21 protein-coding genes are annotated in these 24,687 nt (G+C 70.6%); 11 read left to right on the forward strand and 10 right to left on the reverse strand.

What is annotated here, in order from left to right; translation table 11 throughout:
* Positions 1–31: 31 nt before the first annotated feature.
* Together H7A73_RS00565 and H7A73_RS00570 are read left to right on the forward strand one after the other, a co-directional pair.
* On the forward strand, positions 32–1,126 hold the full coding sequence (locus tag H7A73_RS00565) for a DUF917 domain-containing protein (protein WP_182064215.1): 1,095 nt from the start codon (positions 32–34) through the stop codon (positions 1,124–1,126).
* On the forward strand, positions 1,123–2,646 hold the full coding sequence (locus tag H7A73_RS00570; protein WP_182064216.1) for a PucR family transcriptional regulator: 1,524 nt from the start codon (positions 1,123–1,125) through the stop codon (positions 2,644–2,646). Before H7A73_RS00565 ends, H7A73_RS00570 begins: the two co-directional genes overlap by 4 nt.
* Positions 2,647–2,658: 12 nt before the next feature.
* On the opposite strand, the gene H7A73_RS00575 is transcribed toward H7A73_RS00570, so the two are convergent.
* Entirely contained in the window at positions 2,659–4,032 is a 1,374-nt protein-coding gene (locus H7A73_RS00575; RefSeq protein ID WP_259362635.1) for an MFS transporter, read from the reverse strand.
* A 49-nt stretch (positions 4,033–4,081) separates the two neighbouring features.
* Here H7A73_RS00575 and H7A73_RS00580 point away from each other — a divergent pair, with 49 nt between their 5' ends.
* Positions 4,082–5,215 carry a substrate-binding domain-containing protein gene (locus tag H7A73_RS00580; protein ID WP_182064217.1) on the forward strand — a complete coding sequence of 378 codons (1,134 nt, stop codon included), beginning with the start codon at positions 4,082–4,084 and terminating at the stop codon, positions 5,213–5,215.
* A gap of 262 nt (positions 5,216–5,477) precedes the next feature.
* Entirely contained in the window at positions 5,478–9,011 is a 3,534-nt protein-coding gene (locus H7A73_RS00585; RefSeq protein WP_182064218.1) for a hypothetical protein, read from the forward strand.
* Between the two features lie 69 nt (positions 9,012–9,080).
* On the opposite strand, the gene H7A73_RS00590 is transcribed toward H7A73_RS00585, so the two are convergent.
* Positions 9,081–10,304, reverse strand: a complete 1,224-nt coding sequence (locus tag H7A73_RS00590) for a lipopolysaccharide biosynthesis protein (RefSeq protein ID WP_182064219.1) — start codon at positions 10,302–10,304, stop codon at positions 9,081–9,083.
* A gap of 92 nt (positions 10,305–10,396) precedes the next feature.
* Positions 10,397–11,707, reverse strand: a complete 1,311-nt coding sequence (locus tag H7A73_RS00595) for an MATE family efflux transporter (protein WP_182064339.1) — start codon at positions 11,705–11,707, stop codon at positions 10,397–10,399.
* A gap of 175 nt (positions 11,708–11,882) precedes the next feature.
* Here H7A73_RS00595 and H7A73_RS00600 point away from each other — a divergent pair, with 175 nt between their 5' ends.
* Positions 11,883–12,140, forward strand: a complete 258-nt coding sequence (locus H7A73_RS00600) for a hypothetical protein (RefSeq protein ID WP_182064220.1) — start codon at positions 11,883–11,885, stop codon at positions 12,138–12,140.
* Positions 12,141–12,205: 65 nt separating this feature from the next.
* Here the strand turns inward: H7A73_RS00600 and H7A73_RS00605 are convergent, their stop codons facing one another.
* Together H7A73_RS00605 and H7A73_RS00610 are read right to left on the reverse strand one after the other, a co-directional pair.
* The gene (locus H7A73_RS00605) at positions 12,206–12,637 is read right to left on the reverse strand and encodes a hypothetical protein (protein WP_182064221.1); all 432 of its coding nucleotides are present in this window, start codon (positions 12,635–12,637) and stop codon (positions 12,206–12,208) included.
* Between the two features lie 184 nt (positions 12,638–12,821).
* The gene (locus H7A73_RS00610; RefSeq protein WP_182064222.1) at positions 12,822–14,159 is read right to left on the reverse strand and encodes a uracil-xanthine permease family protein; all 1,338 of its coding nucleotides are present in this window, start codon (positions 14,157–14,159) and stop codon (positions 12,822–12,824) included.
* Between the two features lie 81 nt (positions 14,160–14,240).
* On the opposite strand from H7A73_RS00610, the gene H7A73_RS00615 reads away from it, so the two are divergent.
* From H7A73_RS00615 to H7A73_RS00625, 3 genes are read left to right on the forward strand one after another with little or no spacing between them, the layout of a single operon-like run.
* Entirely contained in the window at positions 14,241–16,205 is a 1,965-nt protein-coding gene (locus H7A73_RS00615; protein ID WP_182064223.1) for a M13 family metallopeptidase, read from the forward strand.
* Positions 16,205–17,143 (forward strand): serine hydrolase, encoded by a 939-nt coding sequence (locus H7A73_RS00620; RefSeq protein ID WP_182064224.1) that lies wholly within the window; start codon positions 16,205–16,207, stop codon positions 17,141–17,143. Before H7A73_RS00615 ends, H7A73_RS00620 begins: the two co-directional genes overlap by 1 nt.
* A 17-nt stretch (positions 17,144–17,160) precedes the next feature.
* Positions 17,161–17,505, forward strand: a complete 345-nt coding sequence (locus H7A73_RS00625; RefSeq protein WP_182064225.1) for a YciI family protein — start codon at positions 17,161–17,163, stop codon at positions 17,503–17,505.
* Positions 17,506–17,515: 10 nt separating this feature from the next.
* Here the strand turns inward: H7A73_RS00625 and H7A73_RS00630 are convergent, their stop codons facing one another.
* From H7A73_RS00630 to H7A73_RS00640, 3 genes are read right to left on the reverse strand one after another with little or no spacing between them, the layout of a single operon-like run.
* On the reverse strand, positions 17,516–18,826 hold the full coding sequence (locus H7A73_RS00630; RefSeq protein WP_182064226.1) for a hypothetical protein: 1,311 nt from the start codon (positions 18,824–18,826) through the stop codon (positions 17,516–17,518).
* Positions 18,827–18,886: 60 nt separating this feature from the next.
* On the reverse strand, positions 18,887–19,306 hold the full coding sequence (locus H7A73_RS00635; RefSeq protein WP_411468918.1) for a GNAT family N-acetyltransferase: 420 nt from the start codon (positions 19,304–19,306) through the stop codon (positions 18,887–18,889).
* A 21-nt stretch (positions 19,307–19,327) separates the two neighbouring features.
* Positions 19,328–19,990, reverse strand: coding sequence for a DUF4232 domain-containing protein (locus H7A73_RS00640; RefSeq protein WP_182064228.1), 663 nt, complete (start codon positions 19,988–19,990; stop codon positions 19,328–19,330).
* Positions 19,991–20,089: 99 nt separating this feature from the next.
* Between H7A73_RS00640 and H7A73_RS00645 the strand changes: the two genes are divergently transcribed.
* Positions 20,090–20,365: a hypothetical protein gene (locus tag H7A73_RS00645; protein ID WP_071404469.1), complete on the forward strand. Its 276-nt coding sequence runs from the start codon at positions 20,090–20,092 to the stop codon at positions 20,363–20,365.
* Positions 20,366–20,368: 3 nt separating this feature from the next.
* Here the strand turns inward: H7A73_RS00645 and H7A73_RS00650 are convergent, their stop codons facing one another.
* Both H7A73_RS00650 and H7A73_RS00655 read right to left on the reverse strand, forming a co-directional pair.
* Positions 20,369–20,767 carry an NUDIX hydrolase gene (locus H7A73_RS00650; RefSeq protein ID WP_259362636.1) on the reverse strand — a complete coding sequence of 133 codons (399 nt, stop codon included), beginning with the start codon at positions 20,765–20,767 and terminating at the stop codon, positions 20,369–20,371.
* Positions 20,768–20,802: 35 nt separating this feature from the next.
* Positions 20,803–22,125, reverse strand: coding sequence for a glutamyl-tRNA reductase (locus tag H7A73_RS00655; protein WP_182064230.1), 1,323 nt, complete (start codon positions 22,123–22,125; stop codon positions 20,803–20,805).
* A 38-nt stretch (positions 22,126–22,163) separates the two neighbouring features.
* Between H7A73_RS00655 and hemE the strand changes: the two genes are divergently transcribed.
* A complete protein-coding gene (gene hemE / locus H7A73_RS00660; RefSeq protein ID WP_182064231.1) occupies positions 22,164–23,300 on the forward strand; it encodes a uroporphyrinogen decarboxylase in 1,137 nt (378 codons plus the stop codon).
* Positions 23,297–24,613 carry a protoporphyrinogen/coproporphyrinogen oxidase gene (locus H7A73_RS00665; protein ID WP_259362637.1) on the forward strand — a complete coding sequence of 439 codons (1,317 nt, stop codon included), beginning with the start codon at positions 23,297–23,299 and terminating at the stop codon, positions 24,611–24,613. Before hemE ends, H7A73_RS00665 begins: the two co-directional genes overlap by 4 nt.
* The last annotated feature ends 74 nt before the right edge of the window (positions 24,614–24,687 follow it).

Consider the following 24,687-nt stretch of genomic DNA (forward strand, 5'->3'; position numbering starts at 1 on the left):
CGGGACGCGACCACGGCAGCAGAATGGACCCATGGACCACGGTGAGCGGCGGGGCGGCGGTGTGGCGGGCCTCCAGGCCGACGACGCGACCGTCTTCGGACGCGGCACCGCCCTGCTCGGCTGCGGTGGGGGCGGCCGCGTCGATCACATGGTCAGCGCACTCCGCGTCGCACTCGGCGACCGCAGCGTGCCGGTCGTCCACCTCGACGACCCCGCGCTCGGCTCGGTGGTGGCCGTCGGGCTGATCGGGTCGACGACCGTGCTCGAGGAGAAGATGCCGAGCGGCGAGGAGCTGCCGGCCGCGCTCGCGGCGGTCGAACGCTGGACGGGCACCCGTGCCGACGCCGTCGTCGCCGCGCAGATCGGCGGCGTGACCGGACCGGCCGCGGCCCTCACCGCCCACGCCGCCGGACTGCCGCTCGTCGACGCCGACCTGGTCGGCCGCGCGGTCCCGCGCATCGACCAGCTGTCGGTGTTCGTCGGCCCGACCACGACGGTCACGGCCGCCGCGGCCACCACGAGCCGGCTGCGGATCGTGGTCGACGCCCGGCACCCCCACGACGTCGAGACGGTCTGGCGCGAGGCCGTCTCGCACAGCGGCGGCTGGGCGGCCTTCGCGATCGGCCCGGTCCCGGTTGCGCTGCTGCGCGAGCGGGCCGTCGTCGGCAGCGTGCAGCGTGCCCTCCGGATCGGACGTGCGGCTGGTGGTGCACGCGACGCGGCGGAACTCGCCGCGCTCATCGGCGGCCGGGTCGTCGCACAGGGCCGGGTCATCGACGTCCAGCGCGAGGGGGACGCGCTCGCGTTCGTCCGCAGCAGCCTGGCCATCCGCGACGCCGACACCGGTGCGGTCGCCCGGGTCGAGGCGGGCAGCGAGTACGTGCACTGCCTGGTCGACGGCCTGCCGGTCGCCAGCACGCCGAGCGTGATCACCGTCGTCGACGCGCGGTCGCTCGCGCCGGTGGCGACCGACCGCACGCGGGTCGGCAACGAACTCGCCGTGCTCGTGCTGCCGTCGGCACCGTGGTGGTGGGCGGACCCCGACCGCACCGCGCGCATGGGCCCGCGGGCGTTCGGCATCGACGCGGACGTCGTCCCCGAGGCCGTGGGCCAGGTGCTCGCGTGAACGCCGTCGGCGACCTGTTGCCGCTCCTGCCCTCCGGCACCCGCCTGCTCGTCGGCCCCGGCAGCACCGCGGTCGGGAGCGTCCGCGGGGTGGTGGGGACCCCCGACCAGGTCGGCCGGTCCCTGTCGCAGGGCGACGACGTCGTCGTGCTGCTCACCCCGGTCGACCGCGCGGACGCGCGCTTCGACGTGTTGCTGCGCCGGGCGTCCGCGGTCGGCACCACCCTGCTCGTCGTCGACGGCGCCCTGGAACTCGGCCCCGGCACCACGACGCTCGCCGACCGGCTCGGCGTCGCCGTGCTCGCCACCCCGGACCCGTGGGCGACCTCGGTCCGCCTGCACGAACTCATCGGCACCGGGATGGGCCCGGCGGCCCGGGCCGCCCTCGACGCCTCCCGCGTCGCGCTCGATGCCGGCCCCGAACTCGACGACCTGTTCGCCCGGCTCGACCGCTCGCTCGGCCACCCGGTGCGCTTCCTCGACGCCTCGGGCCTGGCACTCCGCGGAGCCGCGGTCGACGACGCGGCCCGCGCCGTGCTCGTCCGCCGCGCCGGCACCAGCGACGTGCTGACCGCCGAGGGTATCGACGAGACGCTCGTGGCGATCCCGGTCGGCACCGGCATCGGACCGCGCGCCTGGCTGGCCGTCGGCCTGTCCGTCCCGATCGCCGCCGAACAGCAGGTGGTCGCGAGTGCCCTGCAGGTCGCCGCCGTCGCCGTCGGCCACCGGCTGCTGCTCACCAGGCTCGACGACGAGCGCGACGCCCGCTACCGGATGGCGATGCTCGACGAACTCCGTGCGGCCGACGGGGCGCCCGCCCCGCAGCTCGTGCAGCGGACCATCGCCGCCGGGTGGCGGCTGGACGCCTGGCACGTCGGCGCACGCGTGGTCGCGCGGCAGGGCGTCGACCTGGTCGCGCTCCGCCAGCAGGTCGACGCCGCGGTGCGCGCCGAGGGACTCGACGCGGTCGTCGTCGAACAGGCGGACGGCTGGGTGCTGTGGCTGTCGGAACCCGACGAACCCGGCCGGGAGGCAGTGGCCGACATCGCGGGTCGGCTGCGGCGCGCGCAGAACACGCTCCGCACCACCGTGGAGACCAACGTGGGCGTCGGCAGTCTGCAGGCGGGCCCTGCCGGGCTGGTCCGGACGCTCGGCGAGGCGGGCGACGCCGCCCGTCTGGCCGCCAGCCGTCCGGAGTCGGGGCACTTCGTGCACGTCGACCGGCTCGGGCTCGCGCAGCTGCTGCTCGCGTGGACGCAGACGGACACGTTCCTGCCCGCCTCTCGGCAGTTGCTCGCACCGCTCGAACGCGGCGGCGGGGCGCTCCTGACGACGCTCGCCGCCTACCTGGACGCGGAGTCGTCGATCGCCGAGACCGCCGCGGTGCTCGGGGTCCACCGGAACACGGTGTCCGACCGCATCGCGCGGGTGGAGCGGCTGCTCGGGGTGGACCTGTCCGACCCGGAGACCCGGCTCGCGCTGCACCTGGCGACGCGGGCGCGGGCGGGGGGCGGCGACTGAGCGCGGGGTGCGTCAGCTGCGGCTGGTCTCGCTCGTCTTGTCGGTCTGGCTGGCTTTCTCGGTCTCGCGCTTCGTCGTCCCGCTCGTCTTGGCGGTCCCGCGGGCGGGCCGGGCGGCGGCACCGGTCTCGCGGGCCGCGCCCGAGGCCAGGCCGGCCGCGATGATGAACACGAAGACGATGAGCAGCGCGCCGAGCAGGCCGATCTCCTCACCGAGGAACCCGATCAGCGGCGGCCCGGCCAGGAACGCCACGTAGCCGATCGTCGCGACGGCGCTGACCTTGGCGGCGGCGGTGCGGGGGTCGTCGGCCGCGGCGGACATGCCCATCGGGAAGCCGAGGCTGGCACCGAGGCCCCAGAGCACGACGCCCACGATCGCGAGCGGGACGTTGTCGATGAAGATGAGCATGCCGAGGCCCACCACCGCGACGGCGGCGCTGATGCGCAGGATCGGCACGCGGCCGAACTTGTCGATCAGCGGGCTGCCGGCGACGCGGCCGGCAGTCATCGCGGCGAGGAACACCGTCAGCACGGCAGCACCGCCGGCGTTGTCGAGCCCGTGGCCGTCGATCATCGCGAGGGGCAGCCAGTCGTTCGCGGACCCCTCGGCCAGCGCCATGCCGAGCACGATCACGCCGATGAGCAGCGTCGAGGGCTGTGCCCAGACCTGCCAGCGGGTGAGCGGGGTCGCGACCGGGCTGGTGTCGGTGGACACCGGCTGCTCGAAGCGGTGCTCGTCCTGGAACTTCCTGACGGCGACGAGCATGGCGGCGCTCGTGACGACCACGAGCACGATGAAGTGCCACGACACCGGGATCTCGAACCGCTCGGCCAGCGCACCGAGGCCTGCACCCGCGAGCGTGCCGAGGCTGAACGCGGCGTGGAACAGCGGCATGATCGTGCGTCCGCCGGCTTTCTCTGCCGCGGCGCCGGAGACGTTCATCGACACGTCGCACAGGCCGTTGCCGAAGCCGAACGCGATGAGCGCGATCCAGATGGCGGCGAAGCCCCACCCGAGCGTGACCGCGACCCCGGCGAAGATCATCCCGACCGCCAGGCACGCCGCAGCCACCTGCACGCCCCGACGAGCACCGAGCTTCGCGACGATGTGCCCGGCGAAGGTCAGACCGCCGATGGAACCGACGGCCATGCCGAGCACGAGCAGGCCCATCTCGAACGTGCTCGCCCCCAGGGAGTCGCGGACGCTCGGGATCCGGCCCAGCCACGTCGCGATGTCGAGCCCGGACAGGGTGAACACCACGAACACCGCGATGATCCAGGCCTTGGTGGTCGGGATGGTGCGGGTGGACGGCGTCGTCATGGTGGTTCCCATCGTGCTGCGGCGCGCTCGGTGCTGCGCGTTCCGGTGCGGGTTCGTGCTGGTCATGCCGCTGTCGAATCGATTCGACTGCTTGTTCCGGCTACGCTAACGGGCGATGGACGAACCGGCAACAGGACCCGGCGCGTCGCCTCCCCGCGACGTCGCTGCTCGACGACCGCGCCCGACGCTCGCCGCGGTCGCCCGTGCCGCCGGCGTGGCGCCGTCGACGGCCTCACTCGCCTTCAGTGGTCTCGGCCCGGTGTCCGAGGACGCCAAGGCCCGCGTGCTCGCCGCCGCCGCCGACCTCGGGTACGGCGGCCCCGATCCCCGTGCCCGTTCCCTGCGCCGCGGCCGCTCCGGCGTCATCGGTGTCGTGATGGACGAGCGCCTGAGCGATGCCTTCCGCGATCCGGTCAACGTCCTGACGCTCGACGGCATCGCCGAGGTCGCCGGTGCTGCCGGTGCCTCACTGTTGCTCGTGCGGAGTCCGCTCGACGACGAGCAGGGTGCCGGCCCGCTGGTGGACGCCCCGATGGACGCCGTCGTGCTCGTCGGGTGCAACGTCCGGATCGACCCCGCCGTCGCGGTGCTGCGTCGCCGACAGATCCCCGTCGTCGCGATCGAGGCGGACGAGATCGAGGGTGCCGTCCCCGTCCAGCTCGACAACCGCAATGCCTCACGCCGTGCTGCCGAGTACCTGCAGGGGCTCGGCCACCAGGACGTGACCGTCGTGACCCTGCCGCTCGATGCCGCGCGTCGCCGTGGCCCGATCAACGCGGCCCGGCAGAACGAGGGCATCGCCTTCACCACGCTCGAGCGCCTGCGTGGTGTGCGCCAGGTCTACCCGGACGCCGTCGCGATCGAGACCGCTGGCAGCTCGGTGGAAGAGGGACGTCTCGCCGGCACCCAGCTCTTCGCGCCGGACGGCCCCCGCCCCACCGCCGTCATCGCCCAGAGCGACCTGATCGCCGTCGGGGTGATCTCGGCTGCACTTGATGCCGGGCTCCGTGTGCCCGAGGACGTCAGCGTCGTCGGCTTCGACGGCATCACCGTGGACGACAGCCTGCTCCACCGGACCCCGATCCGGCACCTGACCACCCTGGTGCAGCCCTTCGTGCAGAAGGGGCAGGCCGCCGCACGTGCCGCCCTGGCGATGCTCGAGGGGGCGGAGCCGCAGCCGGCGTCGTTCACCTCGGAGTTGCGGGTGCGGGACACGACGGGGCCGCCGCCCGGCTCGATTGCGGACTAGCGCGAGCACCGTCTTCGGTTGCGTATGGCATTGGGGTTGGACCCTTACGCGCATCTGCGGCGAGAGCCCTGGCGGACCCCAGAACGACGCCCGTTCGGGCGTGGGGCACGATGGTGATTAGGCATAACCCACGACTGCAGCGAGACTGACCGGAAGGGGACGTCACGGCGTGCCGCACCCGCTGCGGAAGCTGACGAGTGTGGGCGTTTATCGGACTGTGTCTGTCAGAGGGGCATGACAACCTGAGGGCGGGAGGCCATCCATGTCGGAACTCGTACCCGCTGCGAAAGCTGCGAGTGGTTTGTTAAAATTCGTCCCTATCGTCGCCCGTCCCTTCAGGATTGCGAAGCTTGCGAGTGCAGAGCTTGCTGAGCGTGGCATTCATGTGAGCCGACCGGAAGTCAGAAGGCTGCTGCGCTTTGGGCAGGTGCGTAAATCGCTGCTGACTCGGGGGCTCGGAGAGCACACGCAGCAGGAGATAGCGCGTCGGATGCCGCCGCATCGTTTTCACTTGAGCGAACTCGAAGCCTTGGCGGAGGTGCTACTCGAAGCCCACGCAATTTATGACACCGCTAATTCTGCAAGGTACGCACAACTGGGTACGGGCCGGTCGATAGAGAGAACGGAGCAGGTGGTCCTCGGGGCCTTGGCGACCTTCCAGACTGATGACGCGCGTTTCGACTTACTCGCAGCAAAACTTCCGCAAAAATTCGCGCGAGAAGCAGCGGCTGTTCGACGAGATTGGCCCGCCCTGGCTAAATTCCTTGGGGAGTATTTTAGTAGCGAAGATCTCAGACAGTTGTTTTCCCTTTGGACTACTCGGCCAGAAGTATCCCAAGCGCCCTGGCGAGCGACGGCTTTCCTCGGAGAGCTCGCGGAGGCGCACGGCTTAACATCGAGCGCTGATGAGTTTTTGGAGGCAGCGCTCAAGTCCGGAGCGCAGCCACAGGGATACTGGGCTGTACGCAGAGTGCAATGTATCGCCGGAGCGAGCGATGATGAACGCGTTGCATTGCTCGGTACGATGGACCCGCATCCTTGGGCGAGTCTCGCAAGTGCACAGTTGCAAAATATCCTCACCGACGAGGACGTTGACCGACACATGCAGCTATGGAAGGAATCTGCGAAGGACCCATCGGAGCGGAGTTATCTCCGCGTGGTGGAGGCGCGAGTTGCACGGGCGGCAGGGCGACTTGATGAGGCTCGGACGCTCGGCTGGAAAGCCTGGGAAGAAGATGACAATCTTGACGGTGCCGAGATCAGCATCGAGGCGAGCCTTGCGCAGGATGCCTCTGGAGACGTACGCCTGCGCAGCACGGCGCTGGAGCGCATTTTGGTCTCTGGGCTTGCGGTTCGCGACCGCGCGCGCGGCCTTCGGCTTCCTACTGGGGATTTAGTTCGACAAGCGATGGTGGCAGCGTTACTCCTTCAAGACGTTGACCGTGCAAGGTCGTTGGGACAAGCACCGCCTATCGGAGAAGCGACACTCCAGGAGGCGAGTAACCAGGCTGTAGTGAGTGAACTCGCTCTTCTGTTCGCGAGAGGCGGTGAGGTCAACCCTACGAAGCAGCTCCTAGGCAGGATGGAGAGTGCAGGCACCCGCGCGGATGTCATGGCTACTCTAAACGAGACTCTTGGGCATGGAAGTGCCGCCGTTGTGCTCTGGCACATGGCACTATCGGCGGAGCCGGATGTTAGACGCGCTTCGCAATTGTGCATGATGCTGGCGCAATACGGCGTCGAGCACGACTCAATTGCTAGAGTTCGTCGACTTGCCCCTGAAGTTGCGGACGACATCGAGTTGACCGCAAGCCTTGCGCGCGGGAGCGCCGAGGCACTTGCAATCGCGCGACGGGATGCACTTCAGAACCCTCGGGTGGCATTTAGTCTCCTTCAGTTCTACCAGCGGAATGGCGACGAGCATGCTGTGGACGCTCTGGCGACGCAACTAGCGCGACAGTCGGGAGATTCGGACCTATGGTTAACGGCTGCTCGAGTGTCGCAGCGCGCCAAGCGCTGGGCAGAGGCGATCGACCGGGCGGAGAATGCTATAGCTCGGGCGAGCGATTCTTGGGGAGGGCTCGGCAACGCCTACTCGGTTTTGGTTGAGGGGCACAGCAGTCTCGGAAATTGGGCCGACGCGGCAGTAGCGGCGGAGGAACTGCACGCGTATCTTCCACGTAATGAAACGGCGCTCTGGTGGATCATTCAATGTAGGACGAACGCCGGTCACCTAAGAAAAGGTCTAGAAGCATGGATCAAAGGGGGACGGCCGGATCCTGTCTCCCTTGATCAGGCTCTCAACTTGATGCACCTCAGGCAGAGACTTGGGCGCGAGGTGTTTGGGCTTGCTGAAGCTCTGCGTCTAGTCGCTCGATGGCCCGATGACGAGCGCATCCATGCGGCGTTGGTAGCAACCTTCGCCGGGGAGGTGCGCGAAGAGGAGGAAGCCGAAGAGTTCTCTGGCTTCTTACAAAGATACTTCGATCGATTCCCAGAATCGAAGTTGGTTCGGCGGTTCGAGGTGAGCGATGCGGGGAACTTCCTCGACAGTCTTGGGTCAGCTCTCGGTCCCGTTCCCGACTTGACGTCGCTTGAAACGGCCGTGCGGGAAGGCAAGCTGCCGCTTGGGGCGCTTCAAGCCGCGACGGGACGGCTATTTGCGACTATCAATGCCGCCTGGTTTGCATCGCCGCGCTTCTCAACTCCGGTCGATCTAGAGAATGAGATTGCCGCCGTCGCGGCTGCTCTCGCTGACCCTGTTGTAATTGACACGACAGCTGTCTTCGCATTGGCGCTTTTTGATGATCGGAGTTCTGCTGTTCTTTATGGCCTTTTCGCGTCGCCGCGTGTAGTTCTAGCGCAGGCGGCAGATGCCTCTGAGGCAGAATTTGACCTACCCACTCGCGACAGTTTGGTGCCGAACTGGGGACCTGGGCCGGACTGGGTCCCGAGGAGAGTGCACGATTCGGTCGTGGATCGTCAAAGTGGGTTGCAACGCAAAATCGCGCAGTGGTTTACGCGCGCGGAGCACGTTCACCACAGCGTGACGGTCTTTAAGGACGAGGCAGAGTCGACCAGTACGGATCTGTCAGGAAACGTGTGGCTGCTTGCAGCCGATCGGGCTATTGATGCTGGTGAAGTGCTGTGGTCCGACGACAGTGTGATGCGTGCAATTGCTCGCCAGAGCGGTGCCCAAGCGTTTGGTACGATCGCGCTAATTGAGTGGGCTGCGCGTGCGGGTAGCCTCAGCGACGCCGAGAGGGATTTGCTAGAGGCGCAGTTGTTGAGCGCTGGGTTCTCGGGAGTGCCGTTCCGGCCACGTACTTTCGCGCTTGCGTTGCAATTAGATGGTCAAGAACCAAAAGGGGTCGCCGCTGGCCTGCGCCTTGACCCTGCAATCGACGTTGACAGAAAGTTGGTGGCGATCCTTCGAGCCCTCGAGGCCTCCGCTGGCAGTCCGGATTCGTTGCAAGGCTGGGTCCAAGCCGTAGGCAAATGGCTCCGCCGTATCGCCGGAAACGCTGCCGGAGGTGCAATCGCACAATTTGTATTAGTGTTACTAGAGCAATCCTGGATGACTTCGTCGGCCTTCGGTGCAGTTGTGCGCGGGCTTATGTCTGACGATCATGCGGCAGATGGGTCTGGAATTGTTGTCGACGCTTGCTCGCAATATCACAGGAGGCTGGTGGACGTAGTTGGCGCAAGAATTGCCTACACATCTGTCCGGCAGCTCGTCGGTGAGATTCCTGAGGCACTGCAGCTCCGAGTAGCCGAAGCCTTGCTCAGGGCCTGATCACGGGTCTCGCTAGGACAGAGTGATTCGACATGGGAGTGCCTTATCGGAACGCAGGAGCGTAGCCGGTCACCCCTTCCGCTGGTCGGCTACCGGTCCTCGGCGAATGGACGTGGCCGCTCTGACCGGCCACACCCCGACCCCCACCACCGCAACCAGGTTCACCGCACTCCCCACCAAGAACCCCGTCGTCCCACCAGCGACACCCGCGACTGGCCCGAGCACCGCCATGAGCCCAGCCCCGACGACGAACCCGGCGACCGAAGCCAGTGCGACCTGCCGTGAACGCCCAGCGGCGAGCAGCAACGCGGCAGGCACGAGCCCGACGGTGAACACCCACACCGCGACCATCAGGTACCGCAGGTCGGCGACTGCCGCGGCACCCTCGGCGGGGTAGACGATCGGCAGGAACCACCCGGCGAGCAGCGCGACCAGGCCGAACACCACGGCGGAAGCAGCGGCGAACCCGACCACGAGCACCAGCGCCCCACGAGACCGCAACGAACCACCACCGGTCCGGTGCGCGAACGCCGGCACGAGCACCTGCCCCAACGCCTGCCCGAGCATCGACGCCGGCGTCGCCAGGGTGAAGGCGGCCGCGTAGACACCGGCGTCGTGCGCCGACGACGTCACCTGCGCCGAGATCATCGTCAACTGCAGCAACCCGTTCGAGGTCACAACCGCCAGCACGTTCCATGCCGCAAACCCGAGCACCCCGGCAGCGGGTTCGCGCGAAACAGGTGGGAAGCCGTTGCCCCGGGGCCAGCACGCGATCGCGAACACCGTGTACCCGATGGCCAGGGGCAGCAGCACGAAGGGCTCGAGCCGGGCGACGCACGCCACCACGAGCAACGCGAGCGCCAGCACGCTCGTCACGGAGTCCCACAGCGCTACCCGGGGTGCCCGGTCGTAGCCGAGCTGCGCGCCGCGGGCGTAGCAGTAGAGGCCGTAGCCGACGACGACCGCGGCACCACCGAGCACCATCCCGGGGCCGTTGCCCCAGGCCAGCGCAATCGGCACGGTGACTGCGGCGAGCACCACGCTCGACACCAGCATCGACACCCCGAGCAGCCGGTTCACCGCGGCATCGGACCGCCGACCCCGCAGCGCGATCGCCAGGAACCGCGACGCGGTGTTGCCCGCGGCGTTCGGCCAGAGCAGGGCGACGAACACCGAGAGCGACAGCAGCGCGGTGGTCTGCCCGAGGGTCTCGGTGCCGAACACCCGCCCGACGACGACGGTCACGAGCAGCTTCGCGACGCCCTGCACCCCGATGCCGACCGTGGCGAGCACGGCCGACGAAGCGACCGAAGACGACGGTGCCGCAGGAGAATCAGGCCCGGCAGGCGAGGCAGACGAAGCGGGCCCAGAAGGAGCAGACCCGCTCACCGCGCCAACGCCTGTTCCACCCAGCCGCGACGGTGCGCCCGCGCCCCGAGCGTCACCGCCCGGACTCCGATGTACCCGAGGGAGAACACCGCCCACAGCCCCGCGAGCGTCCCACCGGCCCACCAGAGCAGCGGCAGGTACACGACCAGGTTCACGCCTCCGGCGATGGCCAGGTACCGCGCGTCCCCGGCGCCGATCAGCACCCCGTCGAGCACGAAGACGTACCCGGCGACGGGCATCCCGACCGCGATGAGCACCAGCACGACGGGCAGGGCGTCCCGCACCGCCTGCGAGTCCGAGAACACCGGCCCGAGCAGCCCGCTCACGGCCAGGGTCAGCACCCCGAGCACCACTCCACCGGCAATCCCGAGCAGCACGAGCCGCCTGGTCACCAGCCGCACCCGCTCCGGGTCACGTCCGCCGAGTCCGTGTCCGACCAGCGCCTGCCCGGCGATCGCCAGGGCGTCGAGCGCGAACGCCAGCGTGGAGAACACGGTCAGCCCGACCTGGGTCGTCGCCAGTCCGGTGGTCCCCAGCCCGGCGGCGGCCCCGACGGTCGCGAGCATCGCGATCCGCAGCGACGCGGTCCGCAGGAACAGCCACGCGCCCGACCGCAGTGCCCGTGCGACGCCCGAGGCACCGGGTCGCAGCGGCGCCCCCGACGACCGAGCGGCCCGCACCGCGATGCGCACGTAGACGACGGCCATCGCCCACTGCACGATGACGGTGCCGGCGGCGGATCCCTCGACACCCCAGCCGGCGCCGTAGATCAGGACGGCGTTGAGCAGTCCGTTCGCGACGAACCCGACGGTCGCGACGACGAGCGGGGTCTTCGTGTCCTGCAGCCCACGCAGCAGTCCGGTCGAGGCGGTCACCACCAGGATGCCCGGCAGCCCGATCAGCGAGACGGTCAGGTACGCGGTCGCGGCGGCCGCCACCTCGGCCGAGGCGCCGAACAGGTCGACGAGCGGCCCGGCGAGCGGCCACCCGACCAGCGCCAGCACCACCCCCAGCACGAGCGCGAGCCACATGCCGTCGATGCCGGCGTGCACGGCTCCGCGACGGTCACCACCGCCGAGCGCACGGGCCACGGCCGGCGTCGTCGAGTACGCCAGGAACACCAGCAGCCCGGTCACCGTCGACAGCACGGCACTCGCGAGCCCGACGGCCGCCAGCGGCGTCGCCCCGAGGTGCCCGACGAGCGCGGTGTCGGTCAGCAGGAACAGCGGCTCGACCACGAGCGCGCCGAGCGCCGGCACCGCCAGCCGCACGATGTCGCGGTCGACCGCGCGCCGCTCAGCGGTCACGGCAGGTCGGGTGGGTCGGTGCACCGACCCATTCTGTCGGCGATGCCGACCCGTCGTGATCACCAGGCGCGGTGGGCGCGACCCCATGACGGACTGGAGGCCCGTGGCGGCGCCGCCACGGGCCTCCAGCCCGCCATCCCTGTGTTCGCGACCAGGGGTCGTTATCGTGGGCCGGGTGAAGCCGAGCAGACGCGAACGCCGTCTCCGCAACGTCCAGTCACTGATCCTCGTCGGGTCGATGTTCGGAGTGGTCGCCCTGGCAGGTCTTGCCGGCTGGCTCGGTGCCCCGCAGTGGGCGGTCCTGCCGTTCGTCGGCATCGGCTATCTCGTCTGCTGGCAGGTGACGCTCAGGGCGGTCCGGCGTCGCCGAGCGCTGTGGAACGACCACGCCGAGCGCTCGCCCACCGGAACGGCGACCGAGACGGACGGGTGAATCGGGCACGGCGAACGCCCTCGTCCACGCCGCGGCGGAGCTGCGCGCTCGTCACTCGGGCAGGGTCAGGGACAGACCCATCCGCTCCCGAACGCCTCGTGCACGCGTCGGAGGGCTTCCGGGTTGCCCCACTCCTGCACGTGCGAGCAGTCGGCGTCCGCCCGGGCCGCGACGAGTCCCCAGTTGCCGACGTTCTGGTACGCGTAGTGGTCGCCCGACTCCGAGGTCGACGCGCCGCCGCCGCCCTGTTGCTCCGGCAGCTGGATCTGCTCGCCGTCGGGGAAGACGAGGGTCTGCCCGATCGGATCACAGGTGGGCAGTTCCTCGGTCCGCAGCGCCTCGACCTGCACCGGCGCCGCGGTCGGACAAGCCGACAGGGTGGCCTCGCCCGCAGTCAGCGTGAGGTACCCGTCTTCCTGGCCCTGGTGGGCGCAGCTCGTGATCGACAGCGCAGCGGCGAGGAGCATCCCAGAGACAGCGGGTGTGCGGAGGTTCACGGGGACGAGTCTGCCGCTGATCTGCCGTGGGCGTCGTCCCCGTTGCTCAGCCCGAGCCGGACGCGTTCCTGATTGCACCCCGCACCGTGACGGACTGGAGGCCCGTGGCCGTGTCCGCCACGGGCCTCCAGTCCGGTGGTCCCACGTCGTCGGGCCGGACGCGCGTTCCGGCCGACCACTCGCGTCAGTCGGCGCGCGGTTCGGCGGGGACGCCGCCGGTGGCGGCGTGTGCCGGGTCGGGAGCCTCGGTCGACGGCTCGTCGGTGCCGCGAGCCCGGCCGATGACGTCCATCACGTGGTAGACGACGATCGCGGCGATCGTGCCGACGATGATGCCGCCGAAACTGGCCTGGCCGAAGCGGAACGTGAAGTCCGCGATGCCGATGATCAGGGCGATGCCGGCGGTCAGCTGGTTCTTCGGTTTCGAGAAGTCGACGCGGTTCTCGACCCAGATGCGGATGCCGATGACGCCGATCAGGCCGTAGAGCGCGGTGGTGGCACCGCCGAGCACGCCGGCCGGCACCGAGGAGATGACGGCGCCGATCTTCGGCGACAGGCCGAGCAGGACGGCCGCGATCGCGGCGACCCAGTAGGCGGCGGTGGAGAAGACGCGGGTGGCGGCCATGACGCCGATGTTCTCGCCGTAGGTGGTGGTGGCGGAGCCGCCGCCGACGCCGGCCAGCACGGTTGAGATGCCGTCGGCGAAGAGCGCCCGACCGGTGAGCGGCGTGAGGTCGCGGCCGGTCAGCTGCCCCACGCCCTTGACGTGGCCGACGTTCTCGGCGACCAGTGCCAGGACGACCGGCACGAACGCCAGGTAGATCGCGAGCTGCGACGGGTCGAAGGCGGGAGCGGTGAACTCCGGCAGACCGATCCACGGTGCTGCGTCGACCTTCGAGAAGTCGACCTGGCCGCCGATGAGCGCCGCGACGTAGCCGACGAGCACACCGATGACGATCGACAGCCGGCCGATCAGGCCCTTGAACAGGACCGTGACCAGGATGATCGCCGCGAGGGTGATGAGCGCGATGACCGGGGCCGCCGTGAAGTTGTCGCGGGCCGCCGGGGCCAGGTTGAAGCCGATCAGGGCGACGATCGCGCCGGACACCACCGGGGGCATCAACCGGTCGATCCAGCCGGCGCCGGCCAGGTGCACGACGAGCCCGACGATCGCCAGCAGCACGCCGACGACGATGATGCCGGACAGGGCGAGCGGGATGCCACCGATCTTGGTCGCCGCACCGATCGGGGCGATGAAGGCGAACGACGAGCCGAGGTAGCTCGGCAGGCGGTTGCCCGTGATGAGCAGGAACAGGATCGTGCCGATGCCGCTGAACAGCAGCGTCGTCGACGGCGGGAACCCGGTCAGCAGCGGCACCAGGAACGTGGCGCCGAACATCGCGACGACGTGCTGCACGCCGAGACCGATCGTCCGGGGCCAGGTGAGCCGTTCATCGGGTGCCACGATCGTCGTCGCGGAGACGGTCTTGCCGTCGCCGTGCAGCTTCCACGGAAGTCCCATGCGATGACCGTACCGGCAGCCGTGTGCCGGTGACGACCCGGATCGGCCTGCCCCATGGGGTCGGTGGCTATCGTGGACCGCATGACCGACGTCGCACGTGCCTCCGGCATCCACACTGACGAACTCGACCCCGCGGTGCGCCCCCAGGACGACCTGTACCGCCACGTGAACGGGACCTGGATCGAGGCGACGCCGATCCCCGACGACAAGGCCCGGTACGGCTCCTTCACGGTGCTGGCCGAAGCCGCCGAGATCGCCGTGCGCGACATCATCGAGCGCTCGCAGCAGGCCGCCCCCGGCACCGAGGAGCGCAAGGTCGGTGACCTCTTCACCTCGTTCACCGACGAGGCCCGGCTCGAGGAGCTGGCGACGGCACCCATCGAGCCGCTGCTCGCCGAGATCGACGCCATCCAGTCCGTGCCCGAGGTCATCGCCACCGTCGGCCGCTTCGAGCGGCTCGGCCTGCCGAGCTTCCTGCAGCTCTTCGTGGACAACGACCCGGGCGACCCCGAGTCGTACGTCGTGTTCCTGGAGCAGTCCGGCCTGGGGCTGCCCGACGAGTCGTACTACCGCGAGGAGCGGTTCGCCGACATCCGCACGAAGTACCGCGAGTTCGTCGCCGCGATGTTCCCGCTCGCCGGATTCGAGGACGGCGGGGAGCGCACCGAGCACGTCATCGCGCTCGAGACGGCGCTCGCCGCGAAGCACTGGGACAACGTCACCACGCGTGACAGCCAGAAGACCTACAACAAGCTGCCGTGGGCCGACGTCGCCGCGCTCGCGAAGGGCGTCGACCTGCAGGTCTGGTGGCAGGCCATCGATGCTCCGGCCGGCGCCTTCGAGACCGTCGTGGTCCGCGAGCCGTCGTTCATCACCGGTCTCGCCGACCTGCTCAACGACCAGCCGCTCGAGGTCTGGAAGGACTGGCTGCGGTGGCAGGTCATCCGCGGGTCGGCCGCGTACCTGAACAGTGCGTTCTCGGCCACGAACTTCTCGTTCTACGGCACCGCACTCACCGGTGCGCCGAAGCAGCGCGAGCGCTGGAAGCGCGGCGTCTCGCTGGTCGAGGGTGCGATGGGCGAGGCCGTCGGCCGCATCTACGTGCAGGAGCACTTCGACGAGACGTCGAAGGCCAAGATGGACGACCTCGTCGCCAACCTGGTCGAGGCGTACCGGCAGAGCATCACGGCGCTCGACTGGATGACCGACGAGACCCGTGCCCGTGCGCTCGACAAGCTCGACAAGTTCACGCCGAAGATCGGCTACCCGGTGCGGTGGCGCGACTACTCGGCGCTGCCCGTCCGTGCCGACGACCTGGTCGCGAACGTCCGCGCCGTCGCCTCGTTCCAGGTCGACCGCGAGCTCGGCAAGATCGGCAAGCCGATCGACCGCGACGAGTGGTTCATGACCCCGCAGACGATCAACGCGTACTACAACCCCGGCTTCAACGAGATCGTGTTCCCGGCGGCGATCCTGCAGTTCCCGTTCTTCGACGCCGGTCGCGACGCCGCCGCGAACTACGGCGCGATCGGTGCCGTCATCGGGCACGAGATCGGCCACGGCTTCGACGACCAGGGGTCGCAGTACGACGGCGACGGCAAGCTCGAGAACTGGTGGACCGAGGCCGACCGCGCGGCGTTCGAGGAGCGCACGAAGGCCCTCATCGCCCAGTACGACGCCCTGGTGCCGACCGAGGTGCCCGACAGCCACGTGAACGGTGCCCTGACGATCGGCGAGAACATCGGTGACCTCGGTGGCTTGTCGATCGCGTGGAAGGCGTACCTGCTGTCGCTCGACGGCCAGGAGCCCCCGGTCGTCGACGGCCTCACCGGTGCCGAGCGCTTCTTCCTGAGCTGGGCACAGGCGTGGCGCATGGCGATCCGCCCGGAGGAGGCGGCTCGTCTGCTGAGCATCGACCCGCACTCGCCCAACGAGTTCCGCTGCAACCAGGTCGTGCGGAACATCGACGTCTGGTACGACACCTTCGGCGTGACCGAGCAGGACGCGATGTACCTCGACCCCGCCGAGCGCGTCGCGATCTGGTGATGACGGAGCCGGACGCGGCCCGGTCGTCGCGCCGCCGGCGACCGGACGACCGCCCAGCAGGTGGCGGCCGCGGTCGTGGTCGGCACAGCGGCCGGTCCGACGACCGCTTCACCGCCACCACCGAGGCCCTCGGTGCTCTCGCGCTCGAGGGCGCCGGGGTCAGCGCCTCGGTGATCGACACCTCCAGCGGCAAGGCCCTGCTCGCGATCGACGACACCCTCGTGCAGCCGGTCGCGAGCCTGGGCCGCGTCCTGCTGCTCATCGAGGTCGCCGCCCAGCTCGAGGACGGCCGCCTGCACGGCGACCGACTGCAGCGCATGGCCCGCGACACCGCGACCGGTGCCGGCCTGTGGCAGTTCCTGCAGGAGCCGACCATGCAGGTACCCGACCTGGCGACCCTGGTCGGGGCCACCGCCGACGCCTGGGCCGTGAACGCGCTGCTGTCGACCGTGGGCATCGACGCCGTCCGGGAGCGCGCGGAGTCCCTGGGCATCGAGCGCACGGCGTTGATCGACCGCGTGCGGGACCGCCGCGGCCCGGACGACGCCCCCGACGCCTCCGTCGCGCCGACCGGGGAGCTGTCGTGGGTGATGCGCGGACTGGCGCTCGGCGAGGTCGTCGACGAGGCGGTGTCGAACCGCGTGCTCGGCTGGTTGTCCCTGGCGAGCGACCTGAACCTGGTCGCCGGTTCCTTCGGGCTCGACCCCCTGGCACACCGTGCGCTCGACCACGGGCTGCAGGTCGTCGCGGTCACCGGGTCGAGTACCGGCGTGCGCGCCGAGGCGGGGATCCTGCGGGGGCCTGGGTCGTCGGTCAGCTACGCCGTGACGGTGACGTTCGACGACGCCTCGTTGCAGCGGCGGTTGGCCGTCGTCGAGGCGCTGCGCACCATGGGGACCGAGGTGCTCGAGGCCGTGCACGCCCCGGCTCGTCGCTGAGGAGCATGATGCTGGGCATGACCCGGTACCTGATCTCCTTCGACGAGGGCACGATGGTGTTTCCCATGGCCGACCTGCCGGTCGTCTCCGAGGCGTCGCACGCCGTCGTCCGACAGGCGAAGTCCGCCGGTGTGTGGGTGTTCGGCGGCGGGATGCTGGAAGCGTCGGGCGGCGCGGTCGTCGACACCGACGGCACCGTCCACGATCCCGCCACACGCCCCGGTAAGGACATCTTCATCGGGGGTTTCTCGGTGATCGATGTCGAGAGCCGGGCAGATGCACTGGCCTGGGCCGCCCGTATCGCCGAGGCGTGCCGCTGTGCGCAAGAGGTGCGCGAGATCATGGACGACCCCGAGTCCTGACCGCGTTCGGTCAGGGGACGCAGACCGACTCGGCGCTCAGACTCAGCCCGTCGGCGGTGCCCCGGATGCTCGCCGTGGCGGGGTCCGCCCCGGTCGACGACGACCAGTAGTCCCGCCCCATCGCCCGGCCGCTGACCCTGAAGCCCTCCGACGTCCACAGCGCGGTCACGGCGTCGAACGGCCCCTGTGCGTCGTCGACGATCTGGAACACCGGCACGACGCTGAACGCCGTCGCGCGGGTGCCGGTCGCGTCGGGCGACCAGCTCGACCCGGGCGGCGCGCACTGTTCGGTGCCCGTGGTCACGGTCGCCGGGACCCCGGCAGCGTCGGCGGAGCGCTCGAGGAACCCACGGAGCGTCGCGGCCCGGTCGCTGACGTCGGCGGCCACCCACGGGGTCGGCGACGGGCCCGACGTCGGGGTGCCCGGGGCGGTGGCGTCCTGCGGCTTCTCGGCGTCGAGGGGGAGTCCGAGCCAGCCGCTCGTCCCGTCGAGGCCGACGGAGAACGCGGTGCGCGGAGCGCGGTGTGCGTCGGCGGCTTCGTCCTTCGTTCCGACGAGGACGTCGACGACGGCACCGAGTCGTTCGCCGGAGATCGACAGGTACGGGCGTTCGGCCTCGGCGACCGTTTCGGTCGGGGCCTGCGCCGTGTCGGCGTAGGTCGTGCCCGGTGAGTAGTACAACTGCTCGACGTCGTGGTCACCGTCGCCGACGAACCCGTCGATCGCGCGCAGGAGCGCTCGGCCGGGCTGTGTCGCCGTGATGCCCACGGACACGTCACCACGGAGCAGGGAGGCCGGGTGATCATCGAGGATCGGCCGGGCCTGCTCGACGGCGTCGCTGAAGCTGATGCCCTGCACGAGCCGGATCGTTGCATCGGACGGCGTCAGCCACAGCCGACGCACGAAGGGCTCCGCACGCAACCGACCGGCCAGCTCGACGACGTCGGCGTCCATCGGGTCGACGATGACCGGAGCCGACGCTCGCCCGCGCGGCACGTCCACGCTCACCGTCAGCGTCGTCCCGGTGACACCCCGCGCTGCCGTGTGCCGGATCCGTTCGGCGACGGCGAGGTCGCTCGTGTCGGCCTGCACCTCGAGCGACGTGATCCAGTTGTGCGGGTCGTCCTTCGCGTCGACCTGACGGACCTCGCCCTCGGCCGTGTCGACGCCGGGCAGTCGTTCGACCCGGGTGATGAGCTTCGCGAGCGCCGATTCCGACCCAGCCGGCGGTGGTGGCGACGTGCACGCGGCGAGGGCGAGCACGACGCCGAGCGCGGTCGCGACGGCTGCCGCTGAACGTGTCCGTGCGCGAGCCCCCATGCGTCCGAGTCTAGGAACGCCATCGTGTCGCACGGAATCGGTCGCGAGACCCATCCGTGCTCAGCGCAGGAGCACGAAGGAGCGCAGCGACTGCGGTTCCATGTCGTGGGCCTCGACGAAGCCACGTGACTCGTAGAACGCTCGCTGCCCCGGCTCGTCGTCGGTGAGCAGGACCGTCTGGCGAACGTCGGCGTGCCGCTGCAGCACGGCGTCGAGCAGTGCACCACCGATGCCCGACCTGTGCGCGGACGGCACCACGAGGACGTCCTGCACGTACACGATCGTCACGCCGTCGGAGACCGTGCGGAGCAGGCCGAGCAGGTGTCCGTCGTCGTCGCGGGCGGTCAGCACGGTGTGGGCCCCGGCGATCGCCGCGGTGAGGACCGCGGGGTCCTGCGTGTACGCGGTCCACCCGACGGCGTCGTACAGCGCCACCAGCTCATCGGTGTTCGGGCGTTCGTCGCTGATCGTGGTGGTCACGGTGACCATGGTGCCCGACCGCTACGACGTCGCCTGCCCCTCCGGCACGAACGCCTGCACGGACAGCAGCGAGGCATCGGCCGACGCGCACGCCTGGTAGTCCGTGTCCTTCACGAACAGGGACTGCTTCGAGCCGGGCGGGTACACGCGGAAGCCGTCCGGGGTCTGCGGCGAGCAGTCGCCCGCGGAGTAGTTCTCGGCCCGGACGATCTTGAGCGGGGCGACGGCGGTCTTGCCGGGAGCGAGTGTGACGGTCGGGTGCGGGGAACTCTTCTCCGCCACGGCCGCCGCTCCGATCTGCTTGCCGGTGCCACCCCCGACGAACGAGACCCCCGGCCACCCCTGCACAGTGCAGGTCGTCGACCCGGTGTTCTCGAGCACCAGGTGCACGATGACGCTGCCGGCGGCACCACCGCTGCCGGCCTCGATGCGTCCGGCGAGCGACGACGCCGCGCACCGGTCACCAGCAGACGAACCGGTGGCACCGGATCCGGAGGACGGTGCCGCCGAGGCGGACTCCTCGGACGACTGCGGCGTGGACGGCGACGCGGACGGCGACGGCGCGGGCGCCGTGACGGTCTCGGTGGCGGCGGGCTGCCCGTCCGAGGCGCACCCCGCCAGGGTCCCGACGGCGACGAGCCCGGTCACGACGAGCAGGAACTTCGATCGGCTGCTGCGTTGCATGGTGCACAGGCAACCACCGAACGCCGCATCCGGTTCGGTCGGCGTCCAGGGACCACGGGCACACTCCGAGGCAAGCAACCCGAGCAGCGGAGGTCGGACATGACGGGCAAGCACGAACAGGCACGAGGCGACGAGGGTCGCGCGGACGGGGTCGAACCCCGCGCCGGAGCCTTCACGGACAGCGAGATCCCGGGCGAGGAGCACGTCGAGTCGACGGAGCCCGTCGGCGAGTTCGTCTCGAGCGACATCCCCGGCGAGACGCGTCCGACCGGAACCGGACCCGACGGCGAGTACGTCGACTCGGACATCCCCGGCGAGGCCGAGCCGGCCCAGAACGGCGAGGTCGGGGAGTACACCGACACCGACAAGGCCTGACGGTCAGTCGATCAGCTCCGCCGCCACCAGGCGGCGGAGCGTCTCCACGCCAGCAGGCGGACAACGACCCGCGTCGGCGGAGGTGACCCAATCGACCTCGTCCACCTCGGACGAGGCGACGGGCGTGGCGGAGTCCAGCGGGCCTCCCGGCCGGACCAGGAACAGCGTCATCGCGACCATGGTCCCGGGAGCCTGCCCGTGGGCGGGCTCGAGCACGACGCCGAACGGGTCGACGTCGGCGGCGGTGAGCCGCAGACCGGTCTCCTCGTACGCCTCGCGCACGGCGGCCTCGACGTCGGTCTCGTGCGGCTCCGCCTTGCCGCCGGGCAGGTAGAGCACGTCGCGCGCCCGGGCGCGCACCATCAGGACACGTCGGTCACGCACCAGCAACAGCGCACTCACGCGCAGCGTGGGTGGCTGCAAGCCTGTCTGGAGGCTCAGCTCGCGTCCGCCTGGTCGTCGCGATCCGACGCGGTCGGGTCCAGTGCCGTGCGGTCGGCCAGCGGGACGACGGGCGACGACAGCTCCGGCTCGGCCTCCGGCCGGACGCCGTACAGGGAGTCGATCGCCCCGACGAACTCCTCACCGCGACCGGCGCGACCGAGCTCGCGAGCGCGGACCGAGGGACGGTGCAGCAGCACGCCGACCAGGTGCCGGAGCGCCCGCTCGGTGTGCTCGACGGACTCGCCGTCGGCGTCCGCGCGGCGCTTGGCCCGGTCGATCTCGTCGTCGAGGATGTCGAACACGTGCTTGCGGAACGCCACGAGCGCCGGGGTCGTCGACTGCTCCATCGCCTGGGCGCGGAACCGGGACACGGCGTCGTCGACCATCGCGCGGGCCTCGGACTCGGCGTTCAGCTCGGAGATCGGGGCGTGGATGCTGATCGTCTCGAGGTCGAGCAGTTCGACGCCGTCGACGCCGGCGGCTGCGGGGTCGACGTTGCGGGGGAGCCCGAGGTCGATGACGATGCGGCGCACCCCGTCGTCGAGGTCGGCCGGTGCGACGACCGGGACCTCGCTCGAGGTGCAGGTGATCAGGACGTCGCTCTCGCCGATGGCCTGGCGCAGGTCACGGGCGGCGACGAGGTCGTGCTTGGCAGCGAACCAAGGAGCGCGGCCCGAGGGCGAGAACACCTGGATGTTCGTGGCGCCGCGGTCACGCAGGGCGGCGATGGTGGTGGCCGCGTAGCTGCCGGTGCCGACGAGCAGCACGCGGGTGCGGGCCCAGTCGGTGACCCGCGACGAGGCGAGCTCGAGGCCCAGGCGCACGAGCGACCGGCCGGCGGCGCCGATTCGGGTGCGGGTCTTGACGCCGCGCGAGGTGTGCGCAGCCTCTTGGAAGAGGCGCTCGAGGTCCGAGGTGGTGGTGCCGTTCGACCGGGCGTCCTCGAGCGAGCGCCGGACCTGGCCGGAGATCTCGGTCTCGCCGACGACGACGGACTCGAGTCCGCTCGACACGGCGAACAGGTGCTGCACGACGTCCTTGCCGCCCAGCACGTTGACGGAGTCCAGGACCTCGGTGGCGTCCAGGTCGCTCGCGGCAGCCACGGCCTGCACGGTGGCGGAGACGGCGGAGTCGCTCTCGTCGCCCGCGATGTCGAGGTACGCCTCGAAGCGGTTGCAGGTCGCGAGGACCACTGCACCGTCCAGGACGCCGGCATCCGTGACGAGTCGGCTGGCTGCCGCGGGTGCACCGATGCTCAGTCGCTCCAGGAGATCGAAGCTGGCGTTGCGATGCGACGCCGTGAGACAGATGAGCACGTAGTCAATGGTAACGCGCTCGATGGGAGAATCATCCGGTGACCGAAGCGACGACCACATCCCTCCCCGACTCCCACCCCCTGGCATCAGGGCGGACGAGTGGTTCCCGCCTGGTGCGGGCCCTGAGGGGTGACCGTCCGGAGACGCTCCCGGTCTGGTTCATGCGGCAGGCCGGACGGTCCCTGCCGGAGTACCGGGAGCTCCGGGTCGGCACAGCCATGCTCGACGCCTGTCTCGACCCGGAGATGGCGTCGGAGATCACCCTGCAGCCGGTCCGCCGGCACGGGGTCGACGCGGGCATCTTCTTCAGCGACATCGTCGTGCCGATCAAGCTCGCCGGTGTTGACGTCGAGATCGTCCCCGGTCGTGGCCCGGTGCTCTCGTCGCCGATCCGCACCCCCGCCGACGTCGACGCCCTCGAGCAGCTCGACCCCGCGGCCCTCGCCCCGATCGAGCAGGCCGTCCGGCGCACGGTCGAGCAGCTCGGCGACACCCCGCTGATCGGTTTCGCGGGGGCGCCGTTCACCCTCGCCGCCTACCTGGTCGAGGGCGGCCCGTCCAAGGACCACATCCGCGCCCGCACGCTCATGCACGCCGACCCCGAGACGTGGGCGCGGCTGCTCGCCTGGGCCGCCGAGGTGTCCGGGATGTTCCTCCGGGCACAGGTGCTCGCCGGGGCCTCGGCCGCGCAGCTCTTCGACTCGTGGGTCGGGTCGCTCTCCCGCGCCGACTACGTCCGCTCCGTCGCACCGCACTCCGCGCAGGCGATGTCGCACGTCGCCGAGCTCGGGGTGCCGCGCATCCACTTCGGTGTCGGCAGCGGCGAGGTCCTGGCCGACATGACGACCTTCGGCACGGACACCGTTGGTGTCGACGCGGTCGGGGTCGACTGGCGCCTGCCGCTCGACCAGGCGGTCCAGCGCGTCGGCACCGGTGTCAGCGTGCAGGGCAACATCGACCCGGCGATGCTCTCGGCGCCGTGGGGCGTCCTCGAAGCGCACGTCCGCGACGTCGTCCGTCGGGGCGGTGCCGCACGGGCCCACGTCGTGAACCTCGGCCACGGGGTCCCGCCCGAGACCGACCCGGACGTCCTGACCCGCGTGGTCGAGCTGGTCCACTCGCTCGGCGACGGCCGCGCGGACGACGGTGCAGCGCAGGACGGAGCCGGCGCGTGACCGACGTCGTCGTGATCGGCGGCGGGATCGCCGGGCTCGTCACCGCCCGTGACCTCGCCAAGGGCGGCGCCCACGTGGTGCTCGTCGAGTCCTCGGGCGAGCTCGGGGGCATGATCCGTCGGCACACCGTCGGCGGGATCGACCTGGACATGGCGGCGGACTCCTTCGCCACCCGCACGGACGCCGTCGGCCGCCTGGCGATCGAGCTCGGGCTCGGCAACGACGTCGTCGCCCCCGACCCGCGCGGCGCCTGGCTCATGACCCGCGACGGCCGGACCTCCCCGATCCCCGCGACCGGGCTCCTCGGCATCCCGAGCACCCCGATGGCCGCCGACGTGCTGGCCGTGGTCGGGCAGAAGGGCGGCCTGCGCGCCCAGATGGACTCGCTGCTGCCGGCACCGGTGGGTGCCAAGGCGTCCTCGCTCGGCGAACTCGTCCGCCGGCGCATGGGGGAGCGGGTGCTCGACGACCTCGTGGTGCCGATCGCCGGTGGCGTGCACTCCACCCACCCCGACCAGCTCGACCCCGACCGGGTGGCTCCGGGCCTGCGTGCCGCGCTGCTCCGCGAGGGGTCGCTCGCGCGGGCGGTCCTGTCACTCCGCGCACGCGCGGCCGCCGGCACCCCGGTGCAGGGGATCCGCGGTGGGACGGTGCGTCTGGTGGACGAGCTCGTCGCCGACATGGAGACCTACGGGGTGGACGTCCGGCTGCGCACCCGGGCGACCCGCATCGAGGCGCACGCGGTCGAGATCGTCCGCGCCGACGGCACGACCGAACGGCTGCCGGCCCAGCACACCCTGTCCTCCGTCGCCGATCCGGAGCGCACCGCCGCCCCCGACCGGACGGGCATCCAGCTCGTCACGCTCGTCGTCGACCAGCCGGACCTCGACGCCGCACCGCGTGGCACCGGGATGCTCGTGCACCCGGACGCGCAGGCGGTGTCGGCGAAGGCCCTCACACACGCGACGGTGAAGTGGCCGTGGCTGGCCGACGTGGCGGACGGACGCCACGTCCTGCGGCTCAGCTACGCGACCGCCGCGACGGACCCTGCGGGCGTCGCCACGAGCCTCCCGGTCGACCCGGCCGACCCCGTCGGCAGCCGCGCCCTGCAGGACGCGTCCACGCTGCTCGGCGTGCCGATCACGGCGGACCGCGTCAGCGGCGCCGCGCGTGTCGGCTGGTACGGACCGGACCTCGCCGCGGCCGGTCTGGCCGAGGGTGTCGTCGGCATCGGCGAGGCCTCGACCGGACGCGGCCTGGCGGGCATCATCGCCGCCGCTCGGAAGGCGGCCGACGAGATCCTCGCTTCCTGAGCGGACCCCGCAGCCCCTGAGGGCTACTGTTGGTGAGACCGCCGGACGTATTCCGTTCGGTGCATGACCACCGC

Origin of the sequence: Curtobacterium sp. ME12, assembly GCF_903970855.1 — a bacterium.
GTDB lineage: Bacteria > Actinomycetota > Actinomycetes > Actinomycetales > Microbacteriaceae > Curtobacterium > Curtobacterium poinsettiae_A.

What these genes read in the sequence shown, in the direction of transcription:
- H7A73_RS00565 (WP_182064215.1), top strand. Translation starts at nt 32, where the DNA reads ATGGACCACGGTGAGCGGCGGGGCGGCGGTGTGGCGGGCCTCCAGGCC.
- H7A73_RS00625 (WP_182064225.1), top strand. Translation starts at nt 17,161, where the DNA reads ATGACCCGGTACCTGATCTCCTTCGACGAGGGCACGATGGTGTTTCCC.
- H7A73_RS00630 (WP_182064226.1), bottom strand. Translation starts at nt 18,826, where the DNA reads ATGGGGGCTCGCGCACGGACACGTTCAGCGGCAGCCGTCGCGACCGCG.
- H7A73_RS00585 (WP_182064218.1), top strand. Translation starts at nt 5,478, where the DNA reads ATGTCGGAACTCGTACCCGCTGCGAAAGCTGCGAGTGGTTTGTTAAAA.
- H7A73_RS00575 (WP_259362635.1), bottom strand. Translation starts at nt 4,032, where the DNA reads ATGACCAGCACGAACCCGCACCGGAACGCGCAGCACCGAGCGCGCCGC.
- H7A73_RS00610 (WP_182064222.1), bottom strand. Translation starts at nt 14,159, where the DNA reads ATGGGACTTCCGTGGAAGCTGCACGGCGACGGCAAGACCGTCTCCGCG.
- H7A73_RS00615 (WP_182064223.1), top strand. Translation starts at nt 14,241, where the DNA reads ATGACCGACGTCGCACGTGCCTCCGGCATCCACACTGACGAACTCGAC.
- H7A73_RS00645 (WP_071404469.1), top strand. Translation starts at nt 20,090, where the DNA reads ATGACGGGCAAGCACGAACAGGCACGAGGCGACGAGGGTCGCGCGGAC.
- H7A73_RS00580 (WP_182064217.1), top strand. Translation starts at nt 4,082, where the DNA reads ATGGACGAACCGGCAACAGGACCCGGCGCGTCGCCTCCCCGCGACGTC.
- H7A73_RS00620 (WP_182064224.1), top strand. Translation starts at nt 16,205, where the DNA reads ATGACGGAGCCGGACGCGGCCCGGTCGTCGCGCCGCCGGCGACCGGAC.
- H7A73_RS00640 (WP_182064228.1), bottom strand. Translation starts at nt 19,990, where the DNA reads ATGCAACGCAGCAGCCGATCGAAGTTCCTGCTCGTCGTGACCGGGCTC.